The sequence below is a fragment of the Methylocystis sp. ATCC 49242 genome (assembly GCF_000188155.2).
GTDB lineage: Bacteria > Pseudomonadota > Alphaproteobacteria > Rhizobiales > Beijerinckiaceae > Methylocystis.
The window spans coordinates 3242062-3257426 of record NZ_KE124774.1 but is presented as its reverse complement, the minus strand read 5'-3'; the positions used below and the strand labels follow the sequence as shown (position 1 = coordinate 3257426).

The following is a 15365-nucleotide window of genomic DNA, read 5'->3' as shown; positions in this document are numbered from 1 at the left end:
TGGTCGAGATAGTCGCTGGATGACCGCTTTTGACCCGTAAAAGTCATTCTGTTCGTTAAAGCTTCGCGTTGCTTGTTCTTGGCGCAATGGTCCTGCTTCGCGCACTGACGATGTCGTGACGGGAGGCCCCGTCGGCCGCAAGATGACGGCGCCCCGAGAGGCATGCATCCTCGCCACCAAGCGCGATCGCCTCCTTCCTGATTTCGACCATGAGCTGTCACCTCACCGTAAGCGCCACAGCTGGCCGTCCCCAGACCGACATGGCGAGAATACTGTTTCGTCAACGTGACAAAGTCGCTTGCGAGGGACGCTGATAAGTTGGAGAAGCGTTACCTCAGCAATCAAGCGAATGGCAGGTAGCTGCATGAAACTTCACCGCTCCTGGAAACATCTGGGCGGGACGCTTTTCGCTCTTGGGCTCATGAATGTCCCGGCTAACGCGATGGGCGGAGGGTCCGCGCCCAACAGGTCGGAGGGCGGCGCAGCCCCTTTGACCAAGATGATGGGCGGTGGGCTTTCCTCGCCCGGCACGAATATGGAGATCACCTATAGCGCCGATGGGAAGACTGCGCTGTTCACCTCCACTCGACCCGGCAGCGTGAAGTCCGGCACACGTTATGATTTCGACGTCTGGATGGCCCGCAATGTCGACGGGGTCTGGCAGGAGCCTGTCCAGCTTGGTCCCAGCATCGACCCGCATGTCGGGCCGAACATCAATACGGCCGACTGGGAGCTTGAGCCGGCGCTCTCAGACGACGGCAATGTGATCTATTTCACGCGCTACAAGGCAGGAAACCTCGCGACAGGCGACCTCTGGGTCGTGGAGAAGGTCAACGGCGTCTGGCAGGCGGCGCGCAACTGGAACGACGTTCCCGAACTGCCGCACATCAATACCGAGACGGGCGAAGAACACTGCCCGATCATTGCGTCGGACAGCCTGATCTACTTCAATTATCAGCAGCCAGGCGTCACGCAAGACAGCGATATCTGGAAAGTCGAGAAGAAGAACGGTGTCTGGCAAAAGCCTGAGAGCCTCGGAACGCGCATCAACTCGCCCTACCGCGACCACATGCACTGGACCGGACTCTCGAAGGACGGGAAGGCGCTCATCGTCACCAGCACGCGGGCCGACATGGGAACACGCGGCGGCCATGACGAGTGGATTTCCTATCAGAACGCCGAGGGTGAATGGCAGGAGCCACTGAATCTCGGCGATGGAATCAACACCAGCGGCGAGGAGATGTGCTGGACCTTCACGCCCGACGGCAAGATGTTCACTGGCGGCTGGGGCCCGCAAGGCAGCTATGACATGGAGTTGCGCTGGGTCGCGAAGGACGACGTGCCGCTCTTGAAAAACTTTGAGCCGATGGGCCCTCCACCCAATTTGCTCGCGGCAGGGCGATCGAAACTTTGACGAAGATTCTCTTTTACGGTCGGTGCGTCACAGCGGCGCAAATCAACTTCGTCAACAAAAGGAATGCTCCTATGGACTCGGTGAATCTTCTCCGACTGGCTGCTGTGGCGATGGTGGTGTTCCTTATCTTTTTTTTCAAAATATCGATGATCTAACGCGAATTTTCAACGATACAGGCGGTGAGGCAGGCGTAAGGAAAGAAGCGCGGGATGAGCGCGAAAAGTTATGTCGGCGACATCCCGATCAATTACGATCGCGGGCTCGGCGCCGTTCTTTTTCTTCCTTACGCGGAAGAAGCGGCGCAGCGGGTCGCGACGGCTAATCCGAGGGACGTCCTTGAAATCGCGGCAGGTTCTGGGGTCGCAACTCGGGCCTTGCTAGATCGGCTTGCGAGCGCTGCGAGACTAACGGCCACCGACATTAGCGAAGACATGCTCAATGTCGCCCGATCGAAAGCGCCGGACGACGAACGCGTGTCGTTCAAGATTGTGGACGCCTGCGCTCTTCCCCAGGGAGACGGGAGCTTTGACGCCATTGTCTGCATGTTTGGGTATATGTTCTTTCCCGATAAGCCGAGAGCCATCCGTGAGGCCTACCGGGTGTTGCGGAACGGCGGACGCTATACCTTCTCAGTCTGGGACTCTGAAAAAAACAATCCCTATGTCAGCGAGGCTCTGGCCGTCCTGCAAGCTTTCTTTCCGAAGGAGCCGCCGCAATGGATAAGGCAACCAGCGTCCTGCGCGGCGACCGGTCCGATCAAGGAAAGCCTCGTTGACGCTGGTTTTGACGATGTCCGCATCTCCGTGCTCCGCTATGCGCGTCGATTCGACGCGCTCGCGTTCGCGCGCGGCATTGTCTTTGGGAGCCCCGTATTGAACGAGGTCACAGAGCGAGGCGGCGATCTCGACGAGATCGCTCGCGCATATGGGGCGGCGCTCACGCGCGCCGTCGGCTCTACCTTGCCCATACAAGCGATTATGTTCGAAGCTCAGAAGCTATAGGTTCTGAGCCGTCGCTCATTTGACGGTTGTATGGCAAAAGCGTCGCCCGTCATTCCTCAATCATTTTGCCTGAGCCGCCGAAATCGGTCGGGTAGTCGTGGAACTTTGGCAAGCCATCGCGCAGCGGCAGCACGGTCTCCGAATAATTGACATGCACCTGTGGCTTGAATTGAACCGTCGGGATGGTCGCGGCGTAAACGTCGATCAGGCCGAGCGACGGGTGAGCCGTCATCAAATGACCGCCACATTTGACGCAGTATTTGCGCTGGCTGCTTGGCGTTTTCTCGAATGTGGCGACAAATTCCGCCCCTGACGTCACGGAAACAGAATCAGGTTTCCACAAGGTGAAGGCGTTGATAGGCGCCGCCGACCACGATCGGCACGAGCCGCAATGGCAGTATCCACACGTCTCAGGATCGCCGCTGACTTCAATTTGCACGGCGCCGCAGAAGCACTCCCCTTTATGCGTGGCCATTTCGTCCCTCGGTTTATGCTATGTCTGCTGCCTTTTTCGTAGCGTCCAGGCTGCGCTCGCGTAACCCAGCCCTTGGCAAACTATATGTTGGATTTGGTGAAGCAAAGCGGTCTCTCAATGTCCGCTTTTGGCGCATTGCGGACTTCGAGATTAGCGGCACAGAGCTTGTTGGTTCCGAGAATGGCTTACAAGAAGCCCCAAAATCGAAATTCGGGCATTACATATAAAAAAAACCGCGCCCCTTTCGGTGCGCGGTTCTCAAGTCGCGAACAAAGGATCTCTTACCGGATCACATAAGGCAGCAGCCCCAGAAATCGGGCGCGCTTGATGGCCTGCGCCAGCTCGCGCTGCTTCTTGGCCGAGACGGCCGTGATGCGCGAGGGCACGATCTTGCCGCGCTCGGAGATGTAGCGCGACAGCAGGCGCGTGTCCTTGTAGTCGATCTTCGGCGCGTTGGCGCCGGAGAAGGGGCAGGACTTGCGGCGGCGGAAGAAGGGACGACGGGGCGCGGTGCTCATTCTGCCTCTCCTTCGGCTCTGCCTTCCTCACGACGCGGGCGACGCTCCGGACGGTCGCCGCGCGGGCCGCGACGCTCGCCGCGGTCGTCGTCGTCACGCTTGCGCAGCTGCGCCGACGGACCTTCCTCAAGCTCCTCGACGCGCAGCGTCAGGACGCGCAGGACGTCTTCGTTGATGCTCTGCTGGCGCTCCATCTCGGCGATGGCCGCCGGCGGGGCGTCGATGTTGAGCAGCGTGAAATGCGCCTTGCGGTTCTTCTTGATCCGATAGGCGAGCGACTTCACGCCCCAATATTCGGTCTTGCCGACCGTGCCGCCGAGCGACGTGATGATGTTTTTGAACTGCCCGGTCAGAGCCTCCACCTGCTGGGGAGAAATGTCCTGACGGGCGAGATAGACATGCTCGTAAAGAGGCATGATTTTTCGCCTTTCCGTTGCCGCGAGCCGCTCCGGCGCCAAGCCCTTCGAGCGTTTCTGGGGAAGTTTCCCCGGGGAAAGGCTCGAGAAGGAAAGTTCGAAGGCGGAGACACGGGAAGAAGGGAAACCCACGCCGGCAAGCCGGCGCTTCCGTTCAGCCCCCGGCCGGGAACGTCGCGATGGCGGGGTTATACGCGGGTTTTGGCAGGATGCAAGGGCGCGGGTCCGCCATCCTTGTCGGCGGCGGCGCGCGCGGATATGTTCGCCGCGCAAATCGCCCGAGAGGAAGCGGCATGAAACGCAGATTGGCACTCGCTCTGACGCTCGTCGGCCTCTCGGCGGCGCTCTCCGCCTGCGACAAATGCGGCGGCATTCAGGATATTCGCGTCCCGGGCCAGCCGAACGCCTGCCGGGACGCCTCCGCGCGCTGATTTTCGAGCGCGCCGCCGGAGCCGCCCCGTGCCAGTAGCCGATCGTTTTGCACAGATGAAGCGCCGAGGCGAGAAGATCGTCGTCGTCACCGCCTATGACGCGCCGACCGCGCGGATCGAGGCGGAGGCCGGCGTCGACATCATCCTCGTCGGCGACAGCGTGGGGGTGAACATCCTCGGCTATTCCCACGAGCGCGAGGTGACGCTCGCCGACATGGCGCATCACATCGCGGCCGTCAGGCGCGGCGCGCCGGACATGTATATCATCGGCGATCTGCCCTACGCGACCTACGACACCCCCGAACAGGCTCTCGCGAGTTCCCGCGTCCTGCGCGACGCCGGCGCCGACTGCGTGAAATTCGAGGGCGCGCAGGCGGACGTCGTCGCCGCGCTCACGGCCACGGGCTTCGACGTCTGCTGCCATCTGGGGCTCGAATCGCAGCATCAGGAAGTCAAGCGCCGGCAGGGCCGCACGGCCGAGGCCGCCCGCAAGCTCTACGCCGACGCGCTCGCGCTCGACGCCGCGGGGCAGAAATTTCTCGTGCTGGAGCTGGTGCCGCAGGAGCTCGCGGGGCGCATCACCCGCGCGGTGAAAGCCGCGACCATCGGCATCGGCGCCGGGCCGGAGACGGACGGGCAGGTGCTCGTCGTCAACGACCTCGCCGGGATCACGGCGCGGGACTTCAAGCACAATCGCCGCTACGGAGCCGTCGGCGCGGCGCTGCGCGAGGCCGTGGGTCTTTATGCGAAAGACGTGCGGGCCGGCGCCTTTCCGGCGCCGGAGCACGCCTTCCACATGGCGGACGAGGAGCGCCAAGCCTTCGAAAGGCTGATCCGCCAGGGCGCGTGACCCGGGCGCGGGAGCGACGCTTCGCCGGTGTTTTTCGCGGCGCGGAGGCATTATATGTCGGCGCAAAGCTCTCGCCCCCGGGGCGGAGCGAAGCTTCTCGCAAAACAGGCGAAATATGACCCCAGCCACTTCCGCCGCCGCATCGCCGGTCGGTCTGCTCATCGTCAATCTCGGCACGCCGGACGACCCGGATGTTCCGTCCGTGCGCCGCTACCTCGCGCAATTCCTCTCCGATCCGCGCGTCGTCGACCTGCCGCGCATCCTGTGGCTGCCGGTGCTGCACGGGATCATTCTCAACACGCGGCCGAGGAAATCGGCGCACGCCTACGCCTCGATCTGGAACCACGAACACGGCGAAGGCCCGCTGAAGACATTCACGCGCCTGCAGGCGGAAAAGCTGCGGGAGCGAGCCGGCGCGCTCGGTGAAAAGGCGCCCGTCATCGTCGATTACGCGCTGCGTTACGGCTCGCCGTCGATAGTCTCGAAGATCGACGAGCTCATGGCGCAGGGATGCGAGCGCATCGCGCTGCTGCCGCTTTATCCGCAATACGCCGCCTCCACCAGCGCCTCGGTCGCCGACGACGCCTTCGCGGCGCTGCGCAGAATGCGCAAGCAGCCGGCGCTGCGCGTGGGCGCGCCCTATTACGACGATCCCGCCTATATCGAGGCGCTGGCGGCGAATGTGCGGCGCGAACTCGCCGCGCTCGACTTCGAGCCCGAGGTGGTGCTCGCCTCCTTCCATGGCCTGCCGCAGGCGCAGGTGGATCGCGGCGACCCCTATCGCGCCCATTGCGAGGCGACCTTCGGGCTTTTGCGCGAGGCGCTGGACATGCCGGCCGACAGGCTGCGCCTCTCCTTCCAGTCGCGCTTCGGGCCGGCGAAATGGATCCAGCCCTATACGAGCGACGTGGTGAGCGAGCTGGCGCAGCAGGGCGTCCGGCGCCTCGCCATCGTGGCCCCCGGATTCTCGGCGGATTGTCTCGAGACGATCGAGGAGCTCGGCGTCGAGATCCGCGATCTCTTCCTCGAAAAGGGCGGCGAGAAATTCGCGCGCCTGCCCTGTCTCAACGACAGCGAGGAGGGGATGCGGCTCCTCGAGACGCTGGCGAAACGGGAGGTCGCCGGATGGGCGTGAGCGGCGGCCCACTGGCGCCCCAATTCCATGTCCTGATGCGCGACATGATCCTTCGCCGTCATGCTCTTCTCCTTCTGTCCCTCCTGCTCGCCGGCCCCGCCGCCGCGCAGGAGGCGCCCGCGACCGGCGGCTCGATGATCGGACGCATCTTCGACGCCACCGGCCTGCGCGCGCCGCCGCCGCCGTCCGCCGATTTCGTGCGCCAGTCGCGGCCCGGTGAGCTCGACTACGCCCCGCTGACGCCCGCGCCAGCGCAGAGCCGCAAGAAAACCGCCGCTGAAATGGAGGCGTCAGGCGCCCAGCTCGACCGGGCCATCGCAGACAACAAACGCAAGGCGGCGCGGGTCAAGATTCCGAACTGACGCGCCTTCCGGCCCCTGAAAGACTCTTGATTTGAGCAAGCGTTCGGGGGCGTTATGGCGCATGAGATTTTTTCGGGCCCTCCTCCTTTTCGTCCTGACGGTCGGCGCTCACGGCGCCGGCGCTCAGACGAGCCGCTCCGTCGTTTCGATGACGCTGACGCAAGGCGATTACGGCGGCGGGCGCGTCTATCTGCCCATGCGCTTCGACAAGGTCATGGGGACGATGCGCCTCGACACCGGCGCCTCCACGACCCGCATTGCGCTCGCGCCATGGAACAAGGACCTGCCGGCCATGGGCGCAAGCGAATCGACGGGGGCCTCCGGGCTCACGATCCGTTGCGACGACGTCGAGGCGAGGAATGTCGCGCTGAAGGCTGTGCAGGGCAACGACATCGCGCGCGCGAAATATGAGGTCACGCGCTGCCCGACGAGCGACGGTGGCGATCTCCTGGGGCTGGATTTCTTCAAGAACGCCCGCTTCACGCTCGATTTCGACCATCGCGAAATGGTGTTTTTCGGCGCGCCGCTTTCGACCGGCCATGCGCGGCCCTTCCGCATGCTCGGCCCCGACCGGCGCCTCGTCGGCGTCGAGCTTCGCGTCCGCAATGTCACGAGCGTGGGCCTCTTCGACACGGGCGCGGAGATTTGCGCCGTCGATCAGTCCTTTGTCCGGAAGCACAAAAAACTGTTCACGCTGGAGAAGGCGGCGGGCAAGGCGAGCGAAGCGGGCGGGAAAAAATTTGCGTCGAAAATCTACCGGATCAGGGAGATCGATCTCGGCGACGGGCGCGTGGCGCGCGACGTCCATGCGCTCGCCTATGACTTCGGCCCCCTGCGCGCGGCGCTGGGAAAGGAGACGCCGTTCATTCTGGGCTATAATCTGCTCAGCCGCTTCACGTGGGAGCTGGATCTTCGCGCGCCCGACCGGCCGATGTGGGATGCGCGGGGGAGGTAGACCGGCTGTGAACGGCGGGCCGTGACGGGCCGGTTTGCCAGTTGCCGTATATACGCCAACGCGCCCGGCGGGTCGCATCAACAAATTTTCGGCGCGTTTCTCGCGGGCTCAATCAATGATTGAAGATGGAGGATATTTGCCCGGGAAGGCGCCGCAGGTCTTTCGTAAATTGTTTTGCAAAGCCGTCGACGGTGCGGCCGATGACGCTGAGCGAATCATTCTGTCGCTTTCTTTTGGAGACCGCGACGGATTTGGGGCGAGCGGAATGAGCCAGAGGCCTTTTTCCTTTTTCCGATGGTCCAGCGCCCGGATTTTCATCGCCTCCTCGCGGTTCGCCGGATGCGGCTCCAGCGGACGAGCTCGGTGAAGCAAGGTTATTGGCTGAAAATTTCGCGTCCGCGCCATCCTTGTTTGCATGTTCAGTGACGTCGCCTGTGCGCGCCGACGAATTACCGGCGCCATCCCCATCCGCGGCAACGGACTTCGCGGAAACATTGGACGCGGCCATTTCATCCGCTCCAATTTGCTGGCCGACGTTCGAAGCTTTCCCGTTTCCTGAAGCTTTATTCGTTGCTGATGAAGCAGTAAGCGCTGGAGAAAGTTGCTCGACTGACGCCATCTGCGGCGAAGATCCCGAAAACGGCCTGTTGAATGTTTGCGCGGCGATGAGCGCAATCTCAGCAAGAACAGCCGCCGCCACGGCAAAAGCGTTCATCGATTTCCGCTCGGGAATGCGACGCGTGACCGCTGTCGACATTTTTTCCCCGTCGATGCACGGAACTTCTATCAGCGCCCCTGTCCGCTGAAATTTTTGACCGTCGATCTCCGCAAATCTCAAATGGCGGGATGCGGTCATGGCAGGCAGCCGCGACTCCGATTCTTCAGACGCTGCCGGGCCGCCCCGTTCGACACTGTCGCTTGCAACGCCTTCAACTGCGATGCCCGGCCTGTTTCCCAAAGACTTCACGACACGGAACGCCCAAAACTCGAGCCCCTCGGCCTCGCTATCAAAGAATTCTTTCGACAACTCATAAAGTCGGGTCACGATTTGATGATGCTCGCCCTTCCCCCCCGGATCGCAAGAATCAGTCGACACTACGCCGCAATCGAGGGTGAGCGTGGGCGCCATGCCGATCAGAAGCTTCTTGCCCTTGCCTTTGGAGGCGTCGCTCAATTGCATCGGCAAATTTACGCCGAGCAAGAAAGCCAATATCAGAATATTCAGCTCCGAAGCGTCCAATAACCGGGAGGAGGCGCTCGTGTTTAACGTAACCACCTCGCCTTTGAATTTGAGTGGAAGCCTTCTGAGAGCGGCAGGGCAAGCAGATACCGGGTCTGGCTCGACTTCGAGCATGAAACGAACATATCGGTCGGCGACCGGGAAAAAATAGTCGTGCTTCGCTTCAGCGCAGGCATTGTTTCCGAAGCCGCAGGTTTCTGGCAGGACAAATTTTCCCTCTGCGGCGGCGCGTAATTTCCGCGCAGCTTCAAGAAGTTCGTTTCTCGAGAGCTTTTTCATTCGAAGTCTCCGGATGAGAGACGCATTACGAATCAGAAGATCGTCGCTGTGGGCGTTAATTCGAAATTAGCCAAACGCCCCTGGCTGCACTCCGTGCATGACCCAATTTCAAACCGCCAGTAGCCCCGAACACCCGGCCGACGGCGCGTCGCGTTTGGACGCCATCGCGGGACCTCGCGCCTTCGCGACCCAAGCCTATGAATCCGACTCGAATATGCGTCAAGCGGGGGCGCGGCGGCCGGGGACGCGAGCGTTCGAGGACCCGTTCGTGCCAGGACCCTGCCAAGAGCCGGGATTTGAAATCACCCCCCTTGTCGCGCCGACCCCTCCCCCGCCCCGCCAAAATCGGCTAGACTCCCCGCTTCGCGCGGCCATTCCCGGAACAAAGACAGAATGTCGGATTTCTATCGCATCAAGCGCCTGCCCCCTTATGTCTTCGAACAGGTGAACCGCCTGAAGGCGCGCGCCCGTGCGGGCGGCGCCGACATCATCGACCTCGGCATGGGAAATCCGGACCTGCCCGCGCCCAAACATGTCGTCGACAAGCTCGTCGAGACCGCCGGCAAGCCGCGCACCGACCGCTATTCGGCCAGCAAGGGCATCGCCGGCCTGCGGCGCGCGCAGGCGAATTATTATGCGCGCCGCTTCGGCGTGAAGCTCGACCCCGAGACGCAGATCGTCGCGACGCTCGGGTCCAAGGAGGGCTTCGCCAATATGGCGCAGGCGATCACGGCGCCGGGCGACGTAGTGCTGGTGCCGAACCCGTCATACCCGATCCACGCCTTCGGCTTCCTGATGGCGGGCGGCGTCATCCGCTCCGTCCCCTCCGCGCCGACGCCGGAATATTTTTCCGCGCTCGAGCGGGCGATGATCCATTCGATTCCAAAACCCATCGCGGTCATCGTCTGCTATCCGTCCAATCCGACGGCGGAAGTAGGCTCGCTCGATTTCTACAAGGACCTCGTCGCCTTCGCGAAGAAGCACGACATCTTCATCCTTTCCGACCTCGCCTATGCCGAAGTCTTCTTCGACGACAACCCGCCGCCCTCGGTCCTGCAGGTGCCGGGCGCGATGGATGTGACGGTGGAGTTCACCTCCATGTCCAAGACCTTCTCCATGGCGGGCTGGCGCATGGGCTTCGCGGTTGGCAATGAGCGCCTCTGCGCGGCGCTCGCGCGCGTGAAGAGCTATCTGGACTATGGCGCCTTCACGCCCATTCAGGTCGCCGCCGCGACCGCGCTCAACGGGCCGGACGATTGCGTGAAGGAGATGCGCGCGATCTACAAGAAGCGCCGGGACGTGATGGTGGAGAGTTTCGCGCAGGCCGGCTGGCCGATCCCTGCGCCACGCGCCTCCATGTTCGCCTGGGCGCCCGCGCCCGAGCGTTTCCGCAACATGTCCACGCTCGAATTCTCGAAGCTTCTCATCGAGAAGGCCGACGTCGCCGTGGCGCCGGGCGAGGGCTTCGGCGAACATGGCGAAGGCTTTGTTCGCCTCGCGCTCGTCGAGAACGAGCAGCGCATCCGCCAGGCCGCCCGCAATCTGCGCCGCTTCTTCGATGCGGCGGACGGACAGCTGCACAATGTCGTGCCTCTCGCGGCGCGGGGGTGAAAGGGGCTGACGCCCCTCGTGCTTCGAGACGCCTGCTGCGCAGGCTCCTCAGCATGAGGGGCTTCTTTTTATGCGCCAACGATTAGGCCTCATCCTGAGGAGCGAGCGAAGCTCGCGTCTCGAAGGACGAGGCCGCCATGGAGCATGTTTAACAAGGGTGGAGGCGGCTCGACGGCCGCCCGATTTTCAGACGCCTTACCCGTGCCCGCTGATGCGCTCGATCTGCGCGCCGCAGCCGGACAGCTTCTTCTCCAGCCGCTCGAAGCCGCGGTCGAGATGATAGACGCGGTTGATCGTCGTCTCGCCGCGCGCGGCGAGCGCCGCGATGACGAGCGACACCGAGGCGCGAAGGTCCGTCGCCATCACCGGCGCGCCGTCGAGATGATCGGCGCCGGTCACGATCGCCGTATCGCCCTCGAGCCGGATATGCGCGCCGAGGCGCGCCAGCTCCTGCACATGCATGAAGCGGTTCTCGAAGATCGTCTCGGTGATGCGGGACACGCCTTGCGCGCGCGTCATCAGCGCCATGAACTGCGCCTGAAGGTCGGTCGGGAAGGCGGGGAAAGGCGCGGTCTCGACGTTGACCGGCATGATTCCCGAGCCATTGCGCGACACGCGCAGGCCCTCGTTGGTTTCGCTCACCTTCGCGCCCGCTTCGACGAGCGCGTCGAGCGCCGCCTGCAGCAAATCCGCGCGCGCGCCGGCGAGCAGCACGTCGCCGCCGGTCATCGCGACCGCCATGGCGTAGGTGCCGGCCTCGATCCGGTCCGGCAGAACGGCGTGACGCGCGCCATGGAGCGAACTCACGCCCTCGATCTCGATCGTCGAACTGCCCGCGCCGGAAATGCGCGCGCCCATCTTCACGAGGCAATCGGCGAGATCGACGATCTCCGGCTCCCGGGCGGCGTTGCGCAGCACGGTGGTTCCGCGCGCGAGCGAGGCGCCCATCAGCGCCGTATGGGTGCCGCCGACGGTCACTTTCGGGAATTCGATCTCGGCGCCGACGAGGCCGTCCTTCGCGGTGGCGACGACATAGCCGTTCTCGATCTCGATATGCGCGCCGAGCTTCTCGAGCGCCATGATCAGCAGGTCGACGGGCCGCGTGCCGATGGCGCAGCCGCCGGGCAGCGACACGCGGCATTCGCCCATGCGAGCGAGGAGCGGCGCGAAGACCCAGAAACTCGCGCGCATGCGCGACACCAGCTCATAGGGCGCCGTCGTGTCGACGATCTCGCGCGCGGTGAAATGCACCGTGCGGCCGGAGTTCTCCGTATCGCCCGCGCGCTTGCCGGAAATGGTGAAGTCGACGCCGTGATTGCCGAGAATGCGCTCCAGCTGCGTCACGTCGGCGAGCAGGGGCATGTTTTCCAGCGTCAGCGTCTCTTTCGTGAGCAGCGACGCGATCATCAGCGGCAGGGCGGCGTTCTTGGCGCCGGAGATCGGGATGACGCCGTTGAGCGTCGAGCCGCCGACGATTTTGATCTTGTCCATCACCCCTCGCTGTCGCTTTTTTCGCCTGCGGCCTTCAACGCCCTGTCGCGCGCCTTGCGCCTGGCCAGATTGGCGCGCAGAGCAGCCGAGAGCGCTGCGGCGTTCTTTTTGCCTGCGGCATGGCCGCCAGACTTCACGCCCGATTCGGCCCCTTTTGGGGCGGCGGGGGCGGTTTCCTTGCCCTCTTCCGTCATCGTGTCGTCGATCCTGCGGGAAATCGCGGGTTTTCCTAGGCCTTTGGGGAGGGAGTGGCAAGCAGGCCCGATCAGAGCGCCTTCACCACCAGCGTTGCGTTGATGCCGCCGAAGGCGAAGGAGTTCGACAGCGCGACGCGGATCGGCATCTTGCGCGCCTGGTTGGGGATGGCGTCCACCTGGCATTTCGGGTCGGGCTCGATGAAATTGATCGTCGGCGGGGCGATCTGCTCGCGCAGCGCGTTGATGACGACCGAGAGCTCCAGCCCGCCGCTCGCTCCGAGCGCATGGCCGTGGATGGGTTTGGTCGAGGACACGGGCGGCGGACGGTCGCCGAAGACCGCGCGCATCGCCTCGGATTCGGTGATGTCGTTGGCGTAGGTCGCCGTCCCGTGGGCGTTGAGATAATCGACGTCCCCGGGCTCCAGCCCGGCGCTCTCGAGCGCCAGTCGCATGCACCGCGCCGGACCCTCGACGTCCGCGCGCAGCGGATCGAAGGCGTCGCTCGTCGTGCCGTAGCCGGCGAGTTCGCAAAGCGGCGTCGCGCCGCGCGAGACCGCCGACTCCAGCGTTTCGAGGATGAACACCGCGGCCCCCTCGCCGAGCGTCATGCCGTTGCGCTTCGTGGAGAAGGGCCGGCAGAGGTCGGGCGTCAGCACGCGCAGCGCCTCCCAGGCGCGGATCGAGCCGTTGGTGACGCAGGCTTCCGATCCGCCGGCGATGGCGCGGTCGGCGCGGCCGGCGCGCAGCATCTCGAAGGCCTCGCCGATCGCCTGCGTGGCGGAGGAGCAGGCCGACGCCAGCGCGAATGTCGGCCCCTTGGCGCCGTAACGCATTCCGAGCGTCGTGGGCGCGGCGCTGGGGATGAGGCGCGGCACGGCGAGCGTGTCGGGACGGCCCCCTTCGGCGTATTCGACATAGGATGTGTCGTCGATCGTCTTGGCGCCGCCGATGCCGGTGCCGATGACGACCGCCGTGCGCGGCCCCCCGACCTCCTTGCGCGCAAAGCCCGCCTGCGCCAGCGCCTCGTCGGCGGCGACGATGGAGAACTGGGTGAACGGATCGCAATAGGGGAGAATCTCCGGCTCGATATGGGCCGCCGGATCGAAATCCGGCACCTGCGCCGCTATCTTGATGCGGCCCGGATAGGGGCGCGCGAGCTTGAGCGGCCTGATGCAGGAGACGCCGTCGCGCGCCGCCGCCCACAGCGCCTGCGCGCCGACGCCGGCGGCCGAAACGGCCCCCATGCCGGTAATGACGACCCTTCGGCGCGAAATATTGGCTGGCGGCGTCATACGGCTCACTCTCCTGTGACGAATTTTGCGCAACATGCGCGCGGCGGCTGATTCGCCGGCGACGCGGCCCATGGCTTGTTCTTTAAGGGCTTATACGCAACCTTGGCGGGCGTTGATATTATAATGACATGCGCGCTGGCTGTGAAATGCGGCCCGCCTTGCCTCGCCCGCCGCCCTCCCCTATAAGCTGCGGCTGCGCGCCGTGTTTCCGACACCCCTGGAGGCGATGGGCGCGCTTTTTCTTTTTGCAAAGGACACCGACATGGCCGAGATGAAGACGCTCGCGGCCACGGTGCGCAGCGGGACCGGCAAGGGGGCCGCCCGCAGCGTTCGCCGTGAGGGCCGTATTCCAGCAGTACTCTATGGCGGCGGCGAAGCGCCCCTGCCGATTTCGCTCGACAAGAAGGTCACGACCCAGCTGATCTTCGCGGGTCACTTCCTCACGACGATCTTCGAACTCGACATCGACGGCAAGAAGGAGCGCGCTATTCCGCGCGACTATCAGCTCGACGTCGTCAAGGACTTCCCGCTGCACGTCGACTTCCTGCGCCTGAAGCCCGGTTCGCGCCTCAAGGTGAATGTGCCGGTGCATTTCATCAATCAGGACGCCGCGCCCGGCATCAAGCGCGGCGGTTCGCTCAACATCGTCTACCACACGGTGGAGATGTGGGTGCCGGCCGACAACATTCCGGAGGCGATCACCGCCGACCTCGCCGGCATGGACTTCAACGATTCGCTGCATATTTCGGCGATTCCGCTGCCGGAGGGCTGCAAGCCCACCAATCCGGACAAGAACTTCACCGTGGCGAGCCTCGCCCCGCCGGCCGGCGGCGTCGAGGAGCCCGCCGCCGCGGCGGCTGCGGCCGCTCCGGCCAAGGGCGGAAAGAAGTAAGCGCGACGCCGCTTCCTGTGTTAATGGCCGGGACCTTCCCGGCCATTTTCTTTCGGGGCCTTCCATGCTGCTCTTCGTCGGGCTCGGCAATCCCGGCCGCGCCTACGCCAGAAACCGCCACAACATCGGCTTCATGGCCATTGAAGCCATCGCCCGCCGACATGGCTTTCCGGCCGCCCGCGCCCGCTTCCAGGGCCTTTCCCGCGAGGGAACGATCGCGGGCGAGCGCGTGATGCTGCTCGAACCGCAAACCTACATGAACGAAAGCGGCCGCTCGGTGGGCGAAGCCGCGCGTTTTCACAAGATCGGCGTGGGCGAAATCGTCGTCTTCCATGACGAGCTCGATCTCGCCCCCGCCAAATGCCGCGTAAAGACCGGCGGCGGCGTCGCCGGCCATAACGGGCTGCGCTCGATCACCGCCCATGTCGGCAACGATTACAAGCGCGTGCGGATGGGCATCGGCCATCCGGGCGACAAATCGCTGGTGCATTCCTATGTGCTGAACGACTTCGGCCGGAGCGAGGAGCCATGGGTCGAGGCGCTTTGCGACGCCATCGCCGACAACGCCGATCTCATCGTGAAGGGCGACGACGCCGGGCTGCAGAACAGGCTGCATCTTGCGCTCGAAGCGAAAGGCTTCGGCGCGGTGAAGCGCGTCGGCGAGGCGTGATTCGCGACCGAACGGACGATATGCGCGCCCGTCGGCGGCGACCGCGGCGACAAAAACTCTCTCAACGGACCTCTCGGCGCGGTCAAGGATAAGCTGACCGCTTTGCGAGGGAGCCCGGGAAACGCCCGCTGCTCCG

Annotated in this window: 17 protein-coding genes; 10 read left to right on the top strand and 7 right to left on the bottom strand. The window is 64.1% G+C overall.

Annotation, left to right across the window (positions count from 1 at the left end):
• Positions 1–490 precede the first annotated feature (490 nt).
• Positions 491–1414: a PD40 domain-containing protein gene (locus MET49242_RS17860; RefSeq protein ID WP_202804168.1), complete on the top strand. Its 924-nt coding sequence runs from the start codon at positions 491–493 to the stop codon at positions 1412–1414.
• A 209-nt stretch (positions 1415–1623) separates the two neighbouring features.
• On the top strand, positions 1624–2415 hold the full coding sequence (locus tag MET49242_RS17855; protein WP_036284966.1) for a class I SAM-dependent methyltransferase: 792 nt from the start codon (positions 1624–1626) through the stop codon (positions 2413–2415).
• A gap of 49 nt (positions 2416–2464) precedes the next feature.
• Here the strand turns inward: MET49242_RS17855 and MET49242_RS17850 are convergent, their stop codons facing one another.
• The 3 genes from MET49242_RS17850 to rpsF form a co-directional block, all read right to left on the bottom strand.
• Positions 2465–2890 carry a GFA family protein gene (locus MET49242_RS17850; protein ID WP_036284964.1) on the bottom strand — a complete coding sequence of 142 codons (426 nt, stop codon included), beginning with the start codon at positions 2888–2890 and terminating at the stop codon, positions 2465–2467.
• 281 nt (positions 2891–3171) lie between these two features.
• Positions 3172–3408: a 30S ribosomal protein S18 gene (gene rpsR / locus MET49242_RS17845; RefSeq protein ID WP_016917696.1), complete on the bottom strand. Its 237-nt coding sequence runs from the start codon at positions 3406–3408 to the stop codon at positions 3172–3174.
• The gene (gene rpsF / locus MET49242_RS17840; RefSeq protein WP_036288632.1) at positions 3405–3824 is read right to left on the bottom strand and encodes a 30S ribosomal protein S6; all 420 of its coding nucleotides are present in this window, start codon (positions 3822–3824) and stop codon (positions 3405–3407) included. Before rpsF ends, rpsR begins: the two co-directional genes overlap by 4 nt.
• Before the next feature lie 293 nt (positions 3825–4117).
• On the opposite strand from rpsF, the gene MET49242_RS25800 reads away from it, so the two are divergent.
• From MET49242_RS25800 to MET49242_RS17815, 5 genes are all read left to right on the top strand, one after another.
• A complete protein-coding gene (locus tag MET49242_RS25800; RefSeq protein ID WP_192815607.1) occupies positions 4118–4255 on the top strand; it encodes a hypothetical protein in 138 nt (45 codons plus the stop codon).
• Between the two features lie 55 nt (positions 4256–4310).
• Complete coding sequence (panB, locus tag MET49242_RS17830) at positions 4311–5105, top strand: 3-methyl-2-oxobutanoate hydroxymethyltransferase (RefSeq protein WP_036284962.1); 795 nt, start codon at positions 4311–4313, stop codon at positions 5103–5105.
• Positions 5106–5220: 115 nt separating this feature from the next.
• Positions 5221–6240 (top strand): ferrochelatase, encoded by a 1020-nt coding sequence (hemH, locus tag MET49242_RS17825; RefSeq protein WP_036284961.1) that lies wholly within the window; start codon positions 5221–5223, stop codon positions 6238–6240.
• Positions 6231–6602, top strand: coding sequence for a hypothetical protein (locus tag MET49242_RS17820; RefSeq protein WP_244430849.1), 372 nt, complete (start codon positions 6231–6233; stop codon positions 6600–6602). The genes hemH and MET49242_RS17820 overlap by 10 nt, the downstream gene beginning before the upstream one ends.
• A gap of 61 nt (positions 6603–6663) precedes the next feature.
• On the top strand, positions 6664–7557 hold the full coding sequence (locus MET49242_RS17815; protein ID WP_036284960.1) for a retropepsin-like aspartic protease: 894 nt from the start codon (positions 6664–6666) through the stop codon (positions 7555–7557).
• 112 nt (positions 7558–7669) lie between these two features.
• On the opposite strand, the gene MET49242_RS17810 is transcribed toward MET49242_RS17815, so the two are convergent.
• Positions 7670–9076, bottom strand: a complete 1407-nt coding sequence (locus MET49242_RS17810; protein WP_036284958.1) for a hypothetical protein — start codon at positions 9074–9076, stop codon at positions 7670–7672.
• 393 nt (positions 9077–9469) lie between these two features.
• Between MET49242_RS17810 and MET49242_RS17805 the strand changes: the two genes are divergently transcribed.
• Positions 9470–10687 carry an LL-diaminopimelate aminotransferase gene (locus MET49242_RS17805; RefSeq protein ID WP_036284955.1) on the top strand — a complete coding sequence of 406 codons (1218 nt, stop codon included), beginning with the start codon at positions 9470–9472 and terminating at the stop codon, positions 10685–10687.
• A gap of 195 nt (positions 10688–10882) precedes the next feature.
• Here the strand turns inward: MET49242_RS17805 and murA are convergent, their stop codons facing one another.
• From murA to MET49242_RS17790, 3 genes are all read right to left on the bottom strand, one after another.
• The gene (murA, locus tag MET49242_RS17800; protein ID WP_036284952.1) at positions 10883–12178 is read right to left on the bottom strand and encodes a UDP-N-acetylglucosamine 1-carboxyvinyltransferase; all 1296 of its coding nucleotides are present in this window, start codon (positions 12176–12178) and stop codon (positions 10883–10885) included.
• The gene (locus MET49242_RS17795; RefSeq protein ID WP_036284949.1) at positions 12178–12372 is read right to left on the bottom strand and encodes a hypothetical protein; all 195 of its coding nucleotides are present in this window, start codon (positions 12370–12372) and stop codon (positions 12178–12180) included. Before MET49242_RS17795 ends, murA begins: the two co-directional genes overlap by 1 nt.
• A 71-nt stretch (positions 12373–12443) precedes the next feature.
• Positions 12444–13667, bottom strand: a complete 1224-nt coding sequence (locus tag MET49242_RS17790; RefSeq protein ID WP_036288625.1) for a beta-ketoacyl synthase — start codon at positions 13665–13667, stop codon at positions 12444–12446.
• Between the two features lie 262 nt (positions 13668–13929).
• Here MET49242_RS17790 and MET49242_RS17785 point away from each other — a divergent pair, with 262 nt between their 5' ends.
• On the top strand, positions 13930–14559 hold the full coding sequence (locus tag MET49242_RS17785; RefSeq protein ID WP_036288622.1) for a 50S ribosomal protein L25/general stress protein Ctc: 630 nt from the start codon (positions 13930–13932) through the stop codon (positions 14557–14559).
• Positions 14560–14623: 64 nt separating this feature from the next.
• Positions 14624–15229, top strand: a complete 606-nt coding sequence (pth, locus tag MET49242_RS17780; protein WP_036284945.1) for an aminoacyl-tRNA hydrolase — start codon at positions 14624–14626, stop codon at positions 15227–15229.
• The last annotated feature ends 136 nt before the right edge of the window (positions 15230–15365 follow it).